Here is a 17,073-nt window from a genome sequence, read left to right as displayed (position 1 = left end):
ACTAAACGGTTAAGCCCAACTCTAACTTAAGCGACTCCACCGATTGAGTCGCAATATGATTTTTACTGTAGAGCACATCCAATGGACGAATGCGATCCTTTTTGGTCAGGGCGATCGCCTCTTTGACTTCGTTCTCGCCCGAATTACCAGTGATTACTAAATCAGCACTGCGTACGATCGATTGCAGCCGATAGGTATCCTGGGGCAACACGGTCACCACCAGCACCTCATCACCCCGCAGACTGCTAATCAAGCTTTCCGCCAATCGCAAAATGCCAGTGCTGATCGACACCAGACCAATGTAGCTACCCTTGGGCAGAGCCTTAATCCGATCGATTTCATCGCTATAGTCATAGATATCCACGGCAATCACTCGGATCTGGCGATCGCCGACAATTTTTTGCACCCGATCCAGAAAATAGCGATTGGTAACGATCGTGCCAGCGCTGGTATGGGCAATGACTTTATCTAATTCCTCGACTGCGACAGTCTGAATTGGGATCGACAGGGCTTTTTCTAGCTCCCGCGACATAATTACAGCCAAACCAAAATCCTCACGGCCAGCGGTAACCAGTAGCTGGGCATTGCAACTAAGCCGCCAATCGATCTCTGCATCGAACAACTCGCGCGATTGTTCCAGGGTGCAACCCATCCCCAACATCCGATCGAGGCTTTGCCGCACAAGCTGTTGCAGCGTCTCGGCAGCGGAGTTCTCACCCTCGCTTTCACCACCAGATCTGCTTACACTACTAACATAAATACCCGATCCCCCCTTCGCCTCAACCAAGCCTACCTGTTTGAGCTGTTGATAGACCTTGGAGATGGTGTTGCGATGTAAACCAGTCCACTGGGCAAGTTGCCTGGTGCTGGGTAGTTGATGGCCAGGGGGCAATTGCCGCGAGGTGATCGCAAAATTAATTTGATCGAAAAGTTGGGTCGAGGCGGGGATTTCGCTATCGAGTTGGATCGAGAACTTGACCATGATTGCAGGGGGGGTGGGCGATCGTGATGGCTGCAAATGCGGTTGATCGAACTTGAACTTTTACTTATTCCTAGATCGAGATTAACTTGAGCAATCTAGAATTGCCAACTAAGTTGAGAAATATTTAGGTTTAATTAGCTGTAGCCTTTTAATTTAATTGTTTAATCGTTAATTTAATAATTTATGGCCGCAGGAAAACCATACCGCTATAGAGCTGAAAGCAATTGTCCCAAACGCTCTCTTTTTTGCGCTCCAGGTTCAGATTTGGCTCCACCTGCTTGATGAAGTCAGAAAAGGCCAAGGCCATGTCTGCAAAGGTTTTGAAATCCCGATCGCGGTAAACCTGGATATTTTTAGGGAGATTTGGCTCTAGCCAATTAATTAAACTGCTCCAACGCTCTTGCACCGTTGGTTGCAAATTTTTATGGACTTGCGGCACTGCCAATTGCATACCCTGATTGAATTGATATAAATAATCATGGAACCGCAGGATCAAGTTGCGATCGCCCAGGTGTAAATCACATACGTTAACTAAATCTAAGACCTGCTCTTCTTTGATCAGTTTTTGCTTGGCATCAAAGTTAACCACCTCGCTAAAGGTAGGTAGCACGGAAATTACGCAGGAAGTTACTTCGTTCCAACCAAACCCTAGCCGATCGAGTTCATCGGCCACATAACGATGGGACTGAGCCGCGTTCAAGCAAAATGCAGTGAGGCGATCGCCGTTATTGCCCTGGGGTATAGGTTCAGATTCAAAATAGGCTACGCTTTTCACCTCGATTTGATCGATCGCCGCCAGACTAATCGCAAAGGCAGGCAAACCTACTGCTTGCAACTGTTGGCCATAGACCAATAATTCACCATAGGTGCCAATTCGTAGCAGGCGCAAATTGCGGCTGGGGATCTGGGTTTTGGCAGTATAGGGATCGAGATGCAGGATGCGTGCCAGCTTGATCGCCGCCTCTTGTTTTAGTTCCGAGGCGATCGGTTCCAACCCCAATAATCCCGCACTCTGCCCCAATGGTTGCTCAATTGCCTCAGCGATCCGCTCCCGTTGTTCCTTTAGCTCCGCCGCCTCGATCGCCTGCAAACCGCGTCTGGCCTGATCTAGTAGTTGAGGTTGTGCCGCCGACTTGAGCAATTCCCGATAGATTGCTTCGGCTTTGTCTACTTTACCCGCAGCGTGGTGATACCGAGCCGTACACAATTTAAGTTGCAGATCGCTGGGCTGCTGACTTAATAGCTTTTTGAGGATCGCAGCCGCTTTAGCAAATTCGCGCTTTGCCAAATAATGATCAAATTGGGCTAACTGTTTTTCCATGCCGGAATTATACCCCCAATGGGCGATCGGATTGCTGTTTTCCCCTCACTCAAATTTTAGCCATCACGCCTTAGCACCAGCAACGATCGCGCCTCAACTGGGATCGCCATCTTGCTGGTGTAAATTTTGCCATTTTCCACAAACTGCGATTTGGTCGTATCGATCGTGACAATCCAATTCCACTTGCTCAGGGTTTTGGGCAGGACAAACTCCAGGTCTTCATGCTGCACATTAAAACAGAGCAAGAAACTATCATCAAAAACCCGATCGCCATGATCGTTGATCGTTTTGATTTCTTCGCCATTCAAGAAAATAGCGATCGCCTTGGTCACCCCGCCCAGCCATTGAGCCTCGGTCATTTCTGCGCCATCGGGATCAAACCAGCCAATGTCATGCACCCCAGAGCCATGAATTTCACGCCCCTGGAACCATTTGGTCTGCCGGAAAACCGGATGATGTCGCCGGAAGAAAATTAGCTGGCGAGTGAAATCTAATAATTCGCGGCCATCGGGCTTAAGCTCCCAGGAAACCCAACCGATCGGGCTATCCTGACAATAGGCGTTATTATTACCACCCTGGCTGCGACCAATCTCATCGCCCCCCAGCAACATTGGCACCCCTTGCGAGAGCATCAACGTAGCCAGGAAATTGCGTCTTTGCTTATGGCGCAGGGCCAGGATTTTTGGATCATCGGTTTCGCCCTCCACCCCACAGTTCCAGGAGCGGTTGTAATTTTCGCCATCCCGATTGTCTTCGTGATTAGCCAGATTATGCTTTTCGTTATAGCTAACCAGATCGTTGAGTGGGAAACCATCATGGGCAGTAATGAAATTAATGCTGGCACTGGGCAATCGGCCATTGGAAGCATAGAGATCGGAGCTGCCGGTAAAGCGATAGCCAAATTCAGCCAGGGTCTCATCTTCACCCCGCCAGAAATCCCGCAGCGTATCGCGGTATTTATCATTCCACTCTGACCACAACAGCGGGAAGTTGCCCACCTGATAACCCCCTTCGCCCACATCCCAGGGCTCGGCGATCAGCTTGACTGTAGACAGCACCGGGTCTTGATGAATAATGTCAAAGAAGGCAGCAAGGCGATCGACCTCATAGAGTTCCCTGGCCAGAGCCGAAGCCAGATCAAACCTGAAGCCATCAATGTGCATTTCCAGCACCCAATAGCGCAAACTATCCATGATCAGCTTGAGCACTTGGGGATTGCTGACATGCAGTGAATTGCCACAGCCAGTGAAGTCCATATAATAGCGACGATCGTGATCCACCAGGCGATAGTAGGCAGCATTATCAATCCCCCGCAGGGAGACGGTTGGCCCCAGGTGATTACCTTCGCCAGTGTGGTTATAAACCACGTCTAAAATTACTTCAATCCCGCCCGCATGGAGCGCCTTAACCATTTCTTTGAATTCGCGCACCTGTTCGCCATGACTGCCACTGGCGCTATAACCGGCATAGGGGGCAAAATAGTTGAGCGAATCATAGCCCCAATAATTAGTTAAGCCAGTGCCCACTAAATGGCCAGGTTGCTTAAGGAAGTGATGCACGGGCAAAAGTTCAACCGCCGTAATCCCCAAGGATTGCAAATAGGCGATCGCGGTGGGGTGAGCCAATCCCGCATAGGTGCCCCGCAGTTTGGCGGGAATATCAGGGTTCTGCTTTGTAAAACCCTTAACATGCATCTCATAGATAATTGTTTCGTCGGCGGGAGTACGCAGTAAACGATCATTTCCCCAATCAAAGCTATCGTCAACTACTACACATTTTGGGATCAAATGGGCATCGTCCAGCTCACTAAAGGAAAGATCTCGATCGGGCGGGAGTTGAGGCTCTTGCTCATTTGTCTCTTCTGCATTGTCCGCTGCGATCGCTAGCTCAATTTCTGGCTCTGGCTCTGGCATAACCACAAAGCCATAAATTTCCTCACCTTGGATCACATCACCAGCGATCGCCCTGGCATAGGGATCGATTAACAATTTGTGGGGATTAAATCGATGCCCATGTTCAGGTGCATAGGGGCCATGTACCCTAAATCCATATTGCTGGCCAGGAGCAATCCCTGGCAGATAGCCACTCCAGATAAAATGATTGGCTTCCTTCAGAAACAGCCTTGTTTCCTTACCTTGCGGGTCAAATAGACATAATTCAACTGCGGTGGCATTTTCTGAGAAAATCGCAAAATTTGTTCCCTTTCCGTCCCATGTGGCTCCCAGTGGATAGGGTTTACCGGGCCATAATTCTACGTACATACATTAATTTAATTTAAGAATATTCAAGGACTATTTGAGATTGCTTGGCATCGATTCAGAGCCGTGATTAACCTAAAATTAATCCGATTCTTCTTCTTGGCGCATGGATTTGATCCTATCAATCTATAGCAAACCTATTGTAAGTTTACAAATTTAAGCAAAAAATGCAGCTAATCTGACATCTAACATGTTATCAATACAGGATAATAGTTATATCACTATTACTTATTGCTTACGATCGGGTATCGTTGGGACGGAAAAGAATGCAAGAAAGTGTGCAAAATAAAACTGAAGCTGTGATGACTGAAGCATCTGATTCTTCAGCGGATGAGCCGATGATAATTGCCACTGAAGTACATAAATGGTACGGCAGTTTTCATGTTTTGCAAGGGGTGAGCCTGACCGTGAATCGAGGCGAAGTAGTAGTAATTATGGGGCCGTCGGGTTCTGGTAAGTCCACTTTCGCCCGTACTTTCAATGCCCTAGAAGATTACCAGCGTGGCACAATTACGATCGATGGGATGAAACTGGGCGATCGCCAGGGTAACGTGGATGCGATCCGCCGTGAGGTGGGCATGGTGTTCCAACAATTTAATTTATTCCCCCATTTGACCGTATTACAAAATATTACCCTTGCACCCATGTGGGTCAGGGGTTGGAAGAAGCCAAAGGCCAAAGAAGTCGCCTTGCAACTCCTCGAACGGGTTGGTATTCTCCCACAGGCTAGCAAGTTTCCCGGTCAGCTTTCTGGGGGGCAACAACAACGGGTGGCGATCGCCAGGGCGTTGGCAATGCAGCCCAAAATCATGTTATTTGATGAGCCCACCTCAGCCCTTGACCCAGAAATGGTGCGCGAGGTATTGGATGTAATGCGTGGCTTGGCCGATGATGGCATGACGATGGTGGTGGTTACCCATGAGGTTGGCTTTGCCCGTGAGGTGGCCGATCGGATTGTATTGATGGATGATGGGATGATTGTGGAAGTGGCCGAACCCCAAGAGTTTTTCCAGAATCCTAAGCATGAACGTACTCGCAAGTTCCTATCTCAAATTCTTTAGCTAGCTAGCGTTGATTAATGACTAATAACATCAATTTAATTAGCTAGATTAAGCCAATATTTCTATCTACTACGGTTAGACTGCATAAACTAATCAATGCGGATTCTTTTTACCATCCCCCACTATTTTGCACCGACCAGGGAAGGGAAATATGGTTCGCAGCGCCAATCGCAGGAAGCAGCGCGCATCCAGGCGATCGCCAACTGCATTGGTAATTTGCAGCAGTTATTTGGCCAAGCGCAATATGTGACCAGCTACTACGAACTGGTGGTTTTGCCAGCCAATGGCAGCCAGGATATTGAGATCGATATTGTGGTTTGTACTACGGGTGATCAACATGTACTCGATCGCCTGCCCATCCCCAGCCAACTATATGAACATCATTCAACCCATGCCGAGCCCATGCTACTGGGTTTTGAATGCCATCAGGTACTCAGCGATCGCCTAGGGCAGTATGACTACTATTGCTATTTAGAAGATGATTTAATCCTCAGTGATGCGTTGCTATTCACCAAATTAAATTGGTTTTGTGCTCAGACCAGTAATGAACATTTGCTCCAGCCAAATCGCTATGAAGTGTGTCTCAACCAGGAAATCACTGGCAACCCGTTGCAAAAGACCTATGTCGATTGCGACATTCACCCCAATTTTAGTAGCAACTATCAAGATCCTCTTGATCGACCATTGATCCAGGCCAGAATTATGGGGCAACCGCTCAATTTCTATCGTCCTTTTAATCCCCATTCGGGCTGTTTCTTCTTGAATCAAGTCCAGATGCAAACCTGGGTAAAGCAGCCATATTTTCTCGATCGAGATACCAGCTTTTTTAGCCCCCTGGAAAGCGCCGCCAGCCTGGGGATCATGAAAACCTTTAAGATCTACAAGCCTGCGCCTCGTAATGCCAACTTCCTGGAGCTTCAGCATTTTGGCGATGCCCAGACCAAAGCAGTATTAAGTACGATCGAACGAGCCAAGGCAGCGGCAGCGGCAGAAACCTTTGATTCGATCACTGCGGGCGATCGCTTTGACTAAGCTGGCTTAATACTTAATACAGCCTAAAAAAATATTTGGGGAGCACTTTTTGCCTTTTTTGGCTTGTACTCCCCGCTATCCCCCCAACTTGGCTGATCAATATCAATTCCTGTTAAGGCCTTCACTAAAAATGCTGGGAATAATTACACTGCATTTATTTGGCAATCTAAGGGAATTAGATATAACCACTTGGTGGCTGATCAGCAATTAGCTAAATTTTTGATGTTTTGGTTAGGCGATCGCTAACCTTGTATTCTGTGTATTCTGTGTATTCTGTGTATTCTGTCTCAGAATTTTATTAATAAAATGTGAGTGTTAATCAATTAACGAAATATAAAAATATAAATCATGATTGATTAGTTGTCTTTTTCATGTCTTCTTTTCGAGAAATTGGCTTAGTTAATTAACCAACCAATTAATTAAGCAATCAAACAACTTGCAACCAGTGGTCTTTTTCATGTCTTGTCCAAACCATTACATTAACCTGGGTAACCGAAAGTAGTTCTTTTTCATGTCTTAGCCGGTTGCAAAATCAGCTATTTAGAACTATCTGAGTGAGTGTTGCAAGCTGCTTGACTGGTTTTTGGTGTCTTTTTCATGTCTTCTCTTCCATGCCTTTAATTTAAGCGATCGCCCTGCAAATAGCTGTGGGAAAGTGTTGGTAGATAGGGGCTATAGCCTCAACAGGCTAGAATCTATGCGCAGCATTAGGTTTAAGAAAATGTGGGAAAAAGGTAGGTGTAGCAATTCCTCACCCATTTGGCAATGTGTAATCATACCACTGGGTTAAATGTGGGGTAGTCTGAATTTTTGATACTTTGAGTAAGTAGCTGGTGAAGGGCATAAATAACTAATAATGTTTAAATGCCAAAGCGGGTTGCTTGAAAAGATCGCAACCCTATGAGCATGTATTACAGCGATCGCCACAATCATTAGCTATAGCTATTCCGCCACGTCGCCGCCCACCACCACATTATTAATCCTGAGGCTAGGTGAGCCGCAACCCACCGCCAAGCCCACTCTGGCCACCCTTCCCGCAGCCACCCGACTCATCCCAGAAGAAATCATCACCGATCGCTTCAATATCCGCCAGGGTCTGGAAGACATTTCCGGATAGGGTTACATCGCGCACTGGTTCTGCCAACTCGCCATCACGAATCATCCAGGCTTCCCCCGCTGTAAAGGTAAACATTTCGCCATTGGTCATGCCACCCTGCCAATTTTTGGCATAGACTCCGGTTGAGATATCACTGCTTAAATCAGCGATCGGCGTTTTACCCCGTTCGATCCAGGTGTTGGTCATTCGCACCAGGGGTGGGTAGTGATAATTCAAGCAACGGGCGTTCCCGGTGGGTGCTTCCGCCAATTTGCCAGCGGTTTCCCGGCTATGTAAACGCCCCACCAACACACCATCTTTAATTAATTGGGTTGACGCAGCAGGAACCCCCTCATCATCATAAAAGTAGCTACCACGGTGATCGGGGGGGGCAGCACCATCAAAAATTTGTAATGCCTCGGAGCCAAATCGCCGCCCGATCGTCATTGATTCTAATAAGTCCGGGTTTTCATAGACCATATCGGCTTCCGAAAGATGGCCAAAGGCTTCATGCACAAATAACCCAGCCAACACCGGATCGATCACCACCGGATAAGTCCCCCCCTGCACGATCGGCAACGACAAAGCAGTTACAGCGCGATCGGCTGCAGATTTTACCTGGGTGTCTAAGTTTTCCAGATCCGCATAATCTCGCCGCGACCCAACCGTCTCTCGGCCAGTTTGGACTAGATTATTGGCCTTGGCAGTAGCCGCAAACCGCATTTCAAAATCGGCCCAGGATTGATCGACCAGGGTTCCTTCCGAAGTGGCAATCAACACCTGCTGGATACTATCGCCATAGCGCACCATGGTACTAACCACTTGCTCAGAACCAGATTGTAGCAGTTCAGCATAGTGAGCACACAGGTCTTTTTTACGATCGAGGGGGATCTGGCGCGGATCGTTTTGGCCATTTTCCTTGATTAGCGATCGCACTACCTGCACAGGACTTACGGGTGCTAATAGGGTCTCATCTTCGCCCACCCATTTAGCTGCCGCGATCGCTTCTTTGAGCCGCAGCTCCAGCGCATCGAGATTATTAAAACTGGCAAATCCCCAACCGCCCCGATGGCAAGCCCGTACCTGGCCACCTAATGAAATCCCGCTGCTGAGGGTTTCGGTTTTCCCAGTGCGCAGAAAAATATTGGTGCCCTCCGATCGCTCTAGGCGAATGGTAAAAAAATCCACTTGCGATCGATAGCGATCGACCAGGTCTAGGAGGCGATCTTTGGCATTAGTAATTTCCATAGGGTTTAAGGTGGCAAAGTTGGTCTAGAGAGAATACGGTTATTTACAATATTCTAAATGTTTTAAATGTTTTGCTTTGTAGCTATTGGGCGATCGCTGATTGGCCTCAACCCGATCAGTGACAATCTAAACTTAAGGCGCTGCACATGGAGATGATTTAACAATTAAGCGATCGATCAAACTGTCATCCAAACTGTCAACTGTCATCAAAAAATATATGTTTGATATTTCTGTTGACGACATTTCTAGCCCTGAATTATGCAATACCAAAAATACCAAACTTAAACCTAATCTAACAAAATAAATCCTGCCTGAATCGGCCATCAGTAGACCAAATCCAAGACAGGATTAGATTATTGTTTCTGAATTAGTCGGTATTAGCTCAGTATTAGTCTGTCAAGTTGAGCTAAAACCAGAATTTTCAACTCAATTACTTAAATAATTTGAGTATAAGTATTTAAGTGTCTGAGTTTAGAAATCCCTATTGCCATTATTGCCATTTCTTAGCAACCAGCTCAGCCAGGTCAACTACGCGCTGACTATAGCCCCATTCATTGTCATACCAAGCTACAACCTTAACCATGTTGTCACCCATCACCATGGTGAGCGAAGCATCCACGATCGAGGATTCATCCACACCGCGATAGTCGATCGAAACCAATTCCTCATCGCTATAGGCCATGAAACCCTTCATGTTAGTTTCAGTAGCTTGCTTGAGTACCTGGTTCACTTCATCAGCAAAGGTAGACTTTTCAAATTCTGCTACAAAGTCAACCACAGAAACATTCGGGGTTGGTACCCGCAAAGCGATCCCGTTTAGCTTGCCAGCCAACTCTGGGATCACCAATGCTACGGCCTTAGCTGCACCAGTAGAGGTGGGTACAATGCTAAGCGCGGCGGCTCTGGCGCGACGAATATCACGGTGGCTAGCATCCAGCAATCTCTGGTCACCAGTATAGCTATGGGTGGTAGTCATCATGCCTTTGACAATGCCAAAATTATCATTCAAGGTCTTGACCACTGGCGCAAGGCAGTTGGTGGTACAGCTAGCATTACTGACCACCTCATATTTGCTATGTTCGTAATCCTCATGGTTTACGCCCATCACAAAGGTGCCCACATCATCACCCTTCCCAGGCGCAGTAATTAAAACTTTCTTAGCACCGGCCTTGATATGCTTGGCAGCACCAGGATAGTCTCTAAATACACCAGTTGCTTCAATAATCAAATCCACCCCTAAAGCTGCCCAGGGTAGGTTCTCAGGATTACGATCGGCAGTGGTTTTAATTGTCTTGCCATTGACAATAATGGCATCTTCGGCTGCACTTACTTCACCACTAAACTTGCCTAGCATCGAGTCATACTTAAGCAAGTGGGCGTTTGTTTTGGGATCGGAAGTGTCATTAATCGCTACTACTTCCAGATTTGTTTCGCTTCTGCCTGACCAACATCTCAGGAAGTTGCGTCCGATCCGTCCAAATCCGTTAATTGCTACCCTAATCACTTAATTATTGCCCTTTTTAATAACTGCTTAATAATTTGTATCTGATGCATATGATACCGAAAAAAGGGGGCACTTTACGAATTGCTCTGAGATGCTTAAGGCGATCGCCAAATCAACTTTAACTCCAATCGCCACCATATCAGGGCTTGCAGCGCTCCTAATTCTTTAGGTATAAATACTCTATATGTCTTAAGAAAGAGGCTAGTGCTTAATCAAAATTTCTTGGTTTGAGTAATATTCAATGGTTGCTTTTTGTCTGAAAGCTGAAAAATTTTGCCGATCGACTTGTAATTATAGTTAATTGGTGTTTTTTCGGTTAAAACTCGATGATTGACTCTCACAGAGATGATTTAGTTAGGCTTGAGGCAATTTAAATTAAGCGTCTGAGTGACTTACTCCCTCAAACAGTCATAACGCTCTATTTCAGTGGTGACTGATCGCCTCAATTTTGATGGGGAGGAGTTAATCAAGTGGTAAGCAAACCTGGTTGAAGTTGAGTTTCCCTGACATTTGCCGAGGAAACTGCTTCCTTGCGATTTACCTATGAGATGCGATCGCCCGATCGACTCATAAAAAAACAATATCCCCGCAAACCCACAAATGGTCGGGGGATATTAACCAGATTAGCTTCAATTAATTAGGCGTTACTGCTGATTTTACTTTTTTGGGGATGCTTACGCTGCTCCTGATTTGCCAGTGAATAATAAAGTTGATTCAAAGCCGCCATATAGGCTTTCGCCGAAGCAACAATAATATCAGTGTTGGCCGCATGACCAGAAAACACTCCGGTTTCGTGGCGTAGTCGAATCGTTACTTCGCCCAACGCATCGATTCCGGCCGTGACCGATTGCACCGAAAATTCAATCAACTCATTGGGCAGATCCACCACCCGATTGATTGCCTTGTAAACCGCATCCACGGGGCCAGTCCCCACAGCAGCATCAATTAGCTCATTGCCCTCTGGGGTCAGAATTGTCACCGTGGCGGTGGGCATGGCGCGATCGCCACAACTAACCTGGACATGCTCTAGCTTGTAGGATTCGGGGAAAGAGCGAATTTCATCACTGACGATCGCCCCTAGGTCTCGATCGGTAATGTCTTTTTTCTTATCGGCCACTTCCTTGAACCGCAAGAAAGCACGATTTAACTCCTGCTCCGACAGTTCATAGCCCAATTCAGTTAAGCGGGTGCTGAAGGCATGGCGACCGGACAGCTTACCCAACACGATCCGATTATTGCTGAAGCCCACTGACTGGGCATCCATAATTTCATAGGTGAGCTTATTTTTTAGCACCCCATCCTGGTGAATGCCGGATTCATGGGCAAAGGCATTGGCTCCCACGATCGCCTTGTTTGGCTGCACCAACATGCCAGTTAGGTTAGATACCAACCGCGAGGTTTGATAAATTTGCTGGGTGTCAATGTTGCAGAGTGGCTCGGTCGAATCAACAGCTCGCCCCAGGAACGGATTGAAATATTGCCGCCGCACATGCAACGACATTACTAATTCTTCGAGCGCCGCATTACCAGCCCGCTCGCCGATGCCATTGATCGTGCATTCCAACTGCCTTGCGCCATTTTTGACCGCTTCCAGGAAGTTGGCCACTGCTACGCCGAGATCATCGTGGCCATGCACGGAAATGATCGCCTGGTCGATGTTGGGCACATTATCGTGAATCCCTTTGATCAAAGCGCCAAACTCAGCGGGCATGGTGTAGCCGACTGTATCAGGAATATTAATCGTGCTGGCTCCAGCGGCGATCGCGGCTTCCAGAACTTGATACAAGAATTCCGGATCACTACGCCCCGCATCTTCAGGCGAAAATTCTACATCTTCGACCTGGGATTTGGCATAGGCCACCATTTCCGGTACGATCGCCAAAACTTCGGCGCGGGTTTTCTTAAGCTTATATTCCAAATGAATATCCGAGGTAGCCAGAAAAGTATGGATTCTTGCTTTGGCAGCAGGTTTGAGCGCTTTGGCCGCCGCATCAATATCTTTCTTGGTCGCGCGTGCCAGACCGCAAATAGTCGGCCCAGACTCAGTGCCCACCGAAGCAGCAATCTTTTGCACCGCTTCAAAGTCACCGGGGCTGGCATAGGGGAAACCTGCCTCTATAATATCTACACCCAGTCTGGCCAGTTGGTGAGCGATCGCCAGTTTTTGTTCGACATTCAGGGTAGCGCCAGGAGACTGCTCCCCATCGCGTAGGGTAGTATCGAAAATGAGAATGCGATCGCCTTTAATTGGCCTTTGAGATAAATAAGTAGTTGAGTTAGAGGTTGACTGGGAGGTTGATCCTGATGTAGACATATTACCTATTGCCATTTTTGACAACGATATTTGACAATGCTCTGATTGTAACGCATGAAAACCCAGCTAGGTAGTAATCATACTGATCGTCCTGCTCCAGACCCCGATCGCCGATCGCCCGGTCATGATCGGTTGCAATCAAGTGGCGATCGCTCTTGGCTATCAATCTTTACCAGAATTATCAATGGTGTTGGTTGTGTGATTTTCTTGCTGAGTATTCCGGGGATTGGCCTCGTATCATTTTATAGCCTCAAATATTTGACCAATCCGGAGTCAATGGCATGGCTGTTGCCCTATGATCCACCTCAAACCACCGCCCAAAGACTGAACCCGCCCCAAACCCTCAAGGAAATTAAAGCAGAACTGGCCGAGGCTGGCATCGAACTAAGCGATCGGCTCTATTTAGAACCCAACCGCGATCAAACTGGCGAGGGCTACTATATCTATGCCCTGGCGGAGCGGGAAAGTAAAGAAATTATTGCGATCAGGGTATATCAACCGATCGTTAAAAAAGCTGATCCACAAGCCAGCAGTAAGTTGGATCTAGTCTCGCAATTGAAGCTGTCGGGAATGGATGAATATTTTGTCAAAAGCCCCAACTATAAATATTCCGAAACCAAAAGTAAGCTTTTACCAGGCAATAAGCGATTGCCGTTGAATCAGCTCCAGAAAATCGAAGGCGATCAACCCAGCCAGGGGTTCTGGTTTATGGTTTGGGGAAAGACTGGCAGCAATACCTACGGCAAAATTTTCAGCTTTACGATCGAGCCCCAGCCTACCCTGAACGTATTAACAGACTGGACTAGTCCGATTGAGGCGATCCCCAAATGGCAACATTTTTCCCAGGATGATCAAAGCATTGTAATTGAGGCGGAAACCTCTGGCACAAATAAGTCAGCCCAACCATTACCATTACAAACTCAAGCGCCGGATCTAGAAGCAGCGATCTTGCCGCTGAGCGATCGTGAGCCGGAATTAATTATTAATCAATCCCAGGCCTTTGAACCAAGCTGGGCGATTTTCAAGGTCACGGCCGGTACTAATTTGCTGCGCCCTCTGCAACTACGTCAGATTACCCTCAATGAGGGGCAAGGACTACCCAAAGCCTATAGCAATGCATTAATCCTGGCCAGTGGTGGCTTGTGGTCGCCAGCGCTAGTCCAGTTCGACCAGGTACAAGCGGAATTGATCGCCCAGGGAAAGCAACTTTCGCCCTATGTGCAAGAGCAATATGATCTAATTAAGCTCCATGCCAAATATACAAAGGCTCAGGCAGGTAGAACCTATGCCAATGCAGGGCAGCAGGTCACAGCTTTAATTATTGATGGGCGCTGGGAAGATGCGCTGACGATCGCTAATAATTCTGATTTCACTGCCCAGAGTGTGGCAGAAGCTCTCAATCGTAATTATTTACATTTGTGGCGGCGAGTGGAAGTGGCGATGCGGGTTAAATCTACTCCCGAAATTAAAACCTGGGGCGCATTAATACTGCTCCAGAAACAAGGTTTTCCAACCGCGCAACGTTGGCTGATTGAGCGTAAGGGGGCAACCGATGCGGCGATCGCCATGCTGCAACGCTATGATCTTTCGCCATTGGGAATCCAGCCAGAGGTGATGATCGGCACGATTAGTCCTTTGGGCGATAGCTATCAACCCAGTGCCGAGTGGTTTGGCAAACATGGTAAACTGCTGCCGCATCAAGCCTGGTATGAGGTTTCGGTGTCGGTGCTGCGTGATGGCGATCGCTGGCGCAATGCGCCGTTTAATGAGCTGGCAGGTCGATCGCCCCTGGTAATCTGGGAAGCATTTAACCTGGATTTGAATAACTTCCTGACCGTGAATGTGAATAATGAATTTGGGCAGGCGGTGACGGAATCGCTCAACACTAAAGCAATCTGGATTGGTGACGATGGCCAATTGCGCCTGTTGGCGGTGGGCGATCGTGATTTGTCTGGGCAACTAACCCAATCAGCAATGCCAGCAATGGTCAGTGGCGGTGGACTAATCAGTCGGGCTAGCAGTTTTAATATTTCGGTGGAAAGTTTGGGGCTCACCACCGAAGAAAAAATCATTGTGGCGATCTACAACGAATTGCAAAGTCTGGGTCAAGTTTCGATCCCCTTTGAGGATTTCCGCTATGAGGTATTGTCCTGGACATTTAAGTCGGCTGATTTAACCGGTGATGGCAGATATGACTATGTCCTAGAGATCGATCGCTCTCAAATTGACCTGGGCGATCGGCATTATCCAATGGTGGTGGTGTTTGATAGCCAGGGGGATTTGATTTTTAGCGATATTGTGAATAGCTATAGTCGTCGCTGGATTTCGCTATTACCTGGCAGTAGCTCGCAGATCCTGACTGAGGTAAATGGCCGCTATGAGGCTTGGTCATTGCAATAATTGCTAGCAGGTTTTAGCAAGATTAGCGATAGAACTCAAAATAATAAGGCCGCACATTGCGATCTTCCAAATACACATACTCCAGCGTCTTACTCCACCCTGGCGTACAAATGCGCTCCGCTGAGGCACTAACTGGATTGCGATAGCGACTTAAACCACCTTCACAATCGAACCCAGCGGTGCTCTGGCCTTTTTTGGGCATAGAATGAGGCGAAAAGAAATGGGTTGCGCCATCGGTAAAATCTTCGATCTGCCCTGCTAACAATTGCTCCGCCAACTGAAAATATTCTGGATATAGGGTGGGGTCTTGATTGGTGGCATAGTGATAAAAACCACCCACCTTAACCACTTTGCTAACTCGATTAGTGCCCTCTAGCTCCATCCGATTGATCACCGTCAGCCCCACTGCCCGCCGTTCTGCATCGGTACCGATCGAGGCCTCCGACATCAACACCCGCGCCAGCAGTTCCACATTACGATCGCTAAGCTGAGGATAGTTTCGATAGCGCCAATAGCCACCAATGCCGATCGCCAGGATCAAAATTGCAAGCCAAATCACTAGAGCTGGACGGCGTTTGTCCCGCTTGGTTAGCCGCAATAGGCTAGAGGACTCCTGACAGAATGGCTTGGCTCGCCCCAGACGGCGATCGATTTCAGCGAAACTCTGTTCCAGGCTTTTTTTATCACCCATCTTTGGCTTGGCCGAGTCTAAGTTGCGGTCTGATTGCATTTAGGGATTGGATTTTTGGATTGGTCGATCGGGGGGTGAGTTCAAATCCGCGCGATCGTTTCCAAAACTACCACAGGATCTAAACAATGCCCCATGTGCAGACGAAAATTAAGCCATAAAAGATTCCTCAGCTCAAAATAATTTCAAACTGAGGTAAAGGCATGATTGTAGCCTTTAATTTTATTGTTTTACTGACTAGCTTCCACCAACTCGATCGCCTTATTATCTAAATTATCTAGCTCCTGCTGCCCCAACACCTGACGCAGGCTGTGGCTAAATCTGTGGTTGTCTGGTTGCAGCGGTGGTTCCTTTAATTCTTCCAGGGTAGCCAAATCACTAATCAACGATCGCATTGTTGCTGCCACCTGCCCAGATTCAATAGAATTGGCTGGAGCAGCTTCAATTTGCTCGATCGCAGTGGCAATTGCGTCATACCAGAAGCCATTTTGGGCATATAGCTTAATTTTCTCAACCGAGCTAGAGGCGTTAGCAAGTTCCTCGGTTAGTGATTCTGACGCTGCTACCACTTGAATCGGTCTACGACTAAAGGCATTTTTAGATGGATTTTGCTTGCTGGATTCAATTACCGCTACCCAGGCATAAAGCTGATTGGGTTCTAGTTCTACGGCTTCACCCGCCAGCGACAGAGCCATTAATCCTGGTGTAGTGGTCAGGCTCTTACTAAACAAAGGCTGGGGCATGAGCTTATCTTTGGCCGCATCATATTCATATAGCGAGATGCGCAGCGGTAGATTGATATAGCAATCCTGTACATACCAGGTCAGGGTCGGTTGCCTGGATGTGGTTTTGCCCAGATAGCTGTCGGGAGCAAGCGGCACCAGGTTCAAGAAACGATCGCCAGATTCAAAAGATGCGATCGCCTTGGTGGTCTGGCAGGCATCCCTGCGTCCAGCCGCCGTTCCTCTGGTTCTTGGTGGTACTTCATCCTTGGGTGGTTTGAAGGTGCCCTTGGCCAGGGAAATCGCTGGCGTAGCAACTATCCCCACAAAAGCGATCGTGGCCACGGCTGACCTGACCAGATTTCTGAGCCGTTGATTAAAGTATTTTGTAGATTGTCTAAGCATGGTTAGGTTCCCCTAGACATTTTCTCTGCCTTCTGCTATTTT

At 47.6% G+C, this 17,073-nt stretch carries 10 protein-coding genes and 1 pseudogene; 3 read left to right on the top strand and 8 right to left on the bottom strand.

Going from position 1 to position 17,073, the window contains the following annotated elements; genetic code table 11:
* Position 1: 1 nt before the first annotated feature.
* The 3 genes from PSE7367_RS00425 to glgX form a co-directional block, all read right to left on the bottom strand.
* The gene (locus PSE7367_RS00425; protein ID WP_015163379.1) at positions 2-982 is read right to left on the bottom strand and encodes a GntR family transcriptional regulator; all 981 of its coding nucleotides are present in this window, start codon (positions 980-982) and stop codon (positions 2-4) included.
* A 181-nt stretch (positions 983-1,163) separates the two neighbouring features.
* Entirely contained in the window at positions 1,164-2,303 is a 1,140-nt protein-coding gene (locus PSE7367_RS00420) for a tetratricopeptide repeat protein (protein WP_015163378.1), read from the bottom strand.
* 56 nt (positions 2,304-2,359) lie between these two features.
* Positions 2,360-4,564 carry a glycogen debranching protein GlgX gene (gene glgX, locus PSE7367_RS00415; protein WP_015163377.1) on the bottom strand — a complete coding sequence of 735 codons (2,205 nt, stop codon included), beginning with the start codon at positions 4,562-4,564 and terminating at the stop codon, positions 2,360-2,362.
* Positions 4,565-4,863: 299 nt separating this feature from the next.
* On the opposite strand from glgX, the gene PSE7367_RS00410 reads away from it, so the two are divergent.
* Together PSE7367_RS00410 and PSE7367_RS00405 are read left to right on the top strand one after the other, a co-directional pair.
* The gene (locus PSE7367_RS00410; protein WP_041698643.1) at positions 4,864-5,622 is read left to right on the top strand and encodes an amino acid ABC transporter ATP-binding protein; all 759 of its coding nucleotides are present in this window, start codon (positions 4,864-4,866) and stop codon (positions 5,620-5,622) included.
* Positions 5,623-5,718: 96 nt separating this feature from the next.
* Entirely contained in the window at positions 5,719-6,654 is a 936-nt protein-coding gene (locus tag PSE7367_RS00405; RefSeq protein ID WP_015163375.1) for a hypothetical protein, read from the top strand.
* A gap of 942 nt (positions 6,655-7,596) precedes the next feature.
* Here PSE7367_RS00405 and PSE7367_RS00400 read toward each other — a convergent pair.
* The 3 genes and pseudogenes from PSE7367_RS00400 to PSE7367_RS00390 all read right to left on the bottom strand — a co-directional run bounded on the left by PSE7367_RS00400 (position 7,597) and on the right by PSE7367_RS00390 (position 12,816).
* A pseudogene (locus PSE7367_RS00400) lies at positions 7,597-8,998 on the bottom strand (TldD/PmbA family protein).
* 490 nt (positions 8,999-9,488) lie between these two features.
* On the bottom strand, positions 9,489-10,502 hold the full coding sequence (locus PSE7367_RS00395; protein WP_015163373.1) for a type I glyceraldehyde-3-phosphate dehydrogenase: 1,014 nt from the start codon (positions 10,500-10,502) through the stop codon (positions 9,489-9,491).
* 637 nt (positions 10,503-11,139) lie between these two features.
* On the bottom strand, positions 11,140-12,816 hold the full coding sequence (locus tag PSE7367_RS00390) for a 2-isopropylmalate synthase (protein WP_015163372.1): 1,677 nt from the start codon (positions 12,814-12,816) through the stop codon (positions 11,140-11,142).
* Between the two features lie 54 nt (positions 12,817-12,870).
* Here PSE7367_RS00390 and PSE7367_RS19865 point away from each other — a divergent pair, with 54 nt between their 5' ends.
* Positions 12,871-15,216, top strand: a complete 2,346-nt coding sequence (locus PSE7367_RS19865) for a hypothetical protein (protein ID WP_015163371.1) — start codon at positions 12,871-12,873, stop codon at positions 15,214-15,216.
* A gap of 22 nt (positions 15,217-15,238) precedes the next feature.
* Here the strand turns inward: PSE7367_RS19865 and PSE7367_RS00380 are convergent, their stop codons facing one another.
* The gene (locus PSE7367_RS00380) at positions 15,239-15,946 is read right to left on the bottom strand and encodes a cell wall hydrolase (protein ID WP_015163370.1); all 708 of its coding nucleotides are present in this window, start codon (positions 15,944-15,946) and stop codon (positions 15,239-15,241) included.
* Positions 15,947-16,134: 188 nt separating this feature from the next.
* Positions 16,135-17,031 carry a DUF928 domain-containing protein gene (locus PSE7367_RS00375; protein ID WP_015163369.1) on the bottom strand — a complete coding sequence of 299 codons (897 nt, stop codon included), beginning with the start codon at positions 17,029-17,031 and terminating at the stop codon, positions 16,135-16,137.
* Between the last annotated feature and the right edge of the window lie 42 nt (positions 17,032-17,073).

The sequence above is a fragment of the Pseudanabaena sp. PCC 7367 genome (assembly GCF_000317065.1).
Classification (GTDB): Bacteria; Cyanobacteriota; Cyanobacteriia; order Pseudanabaenales; family Pseudanabaenaceae; genus Thalassoporum; species Thalassoporum mexicanum.
This window is presented reverse-complemented; position numbering and strand designations above follow the sequence as displayed.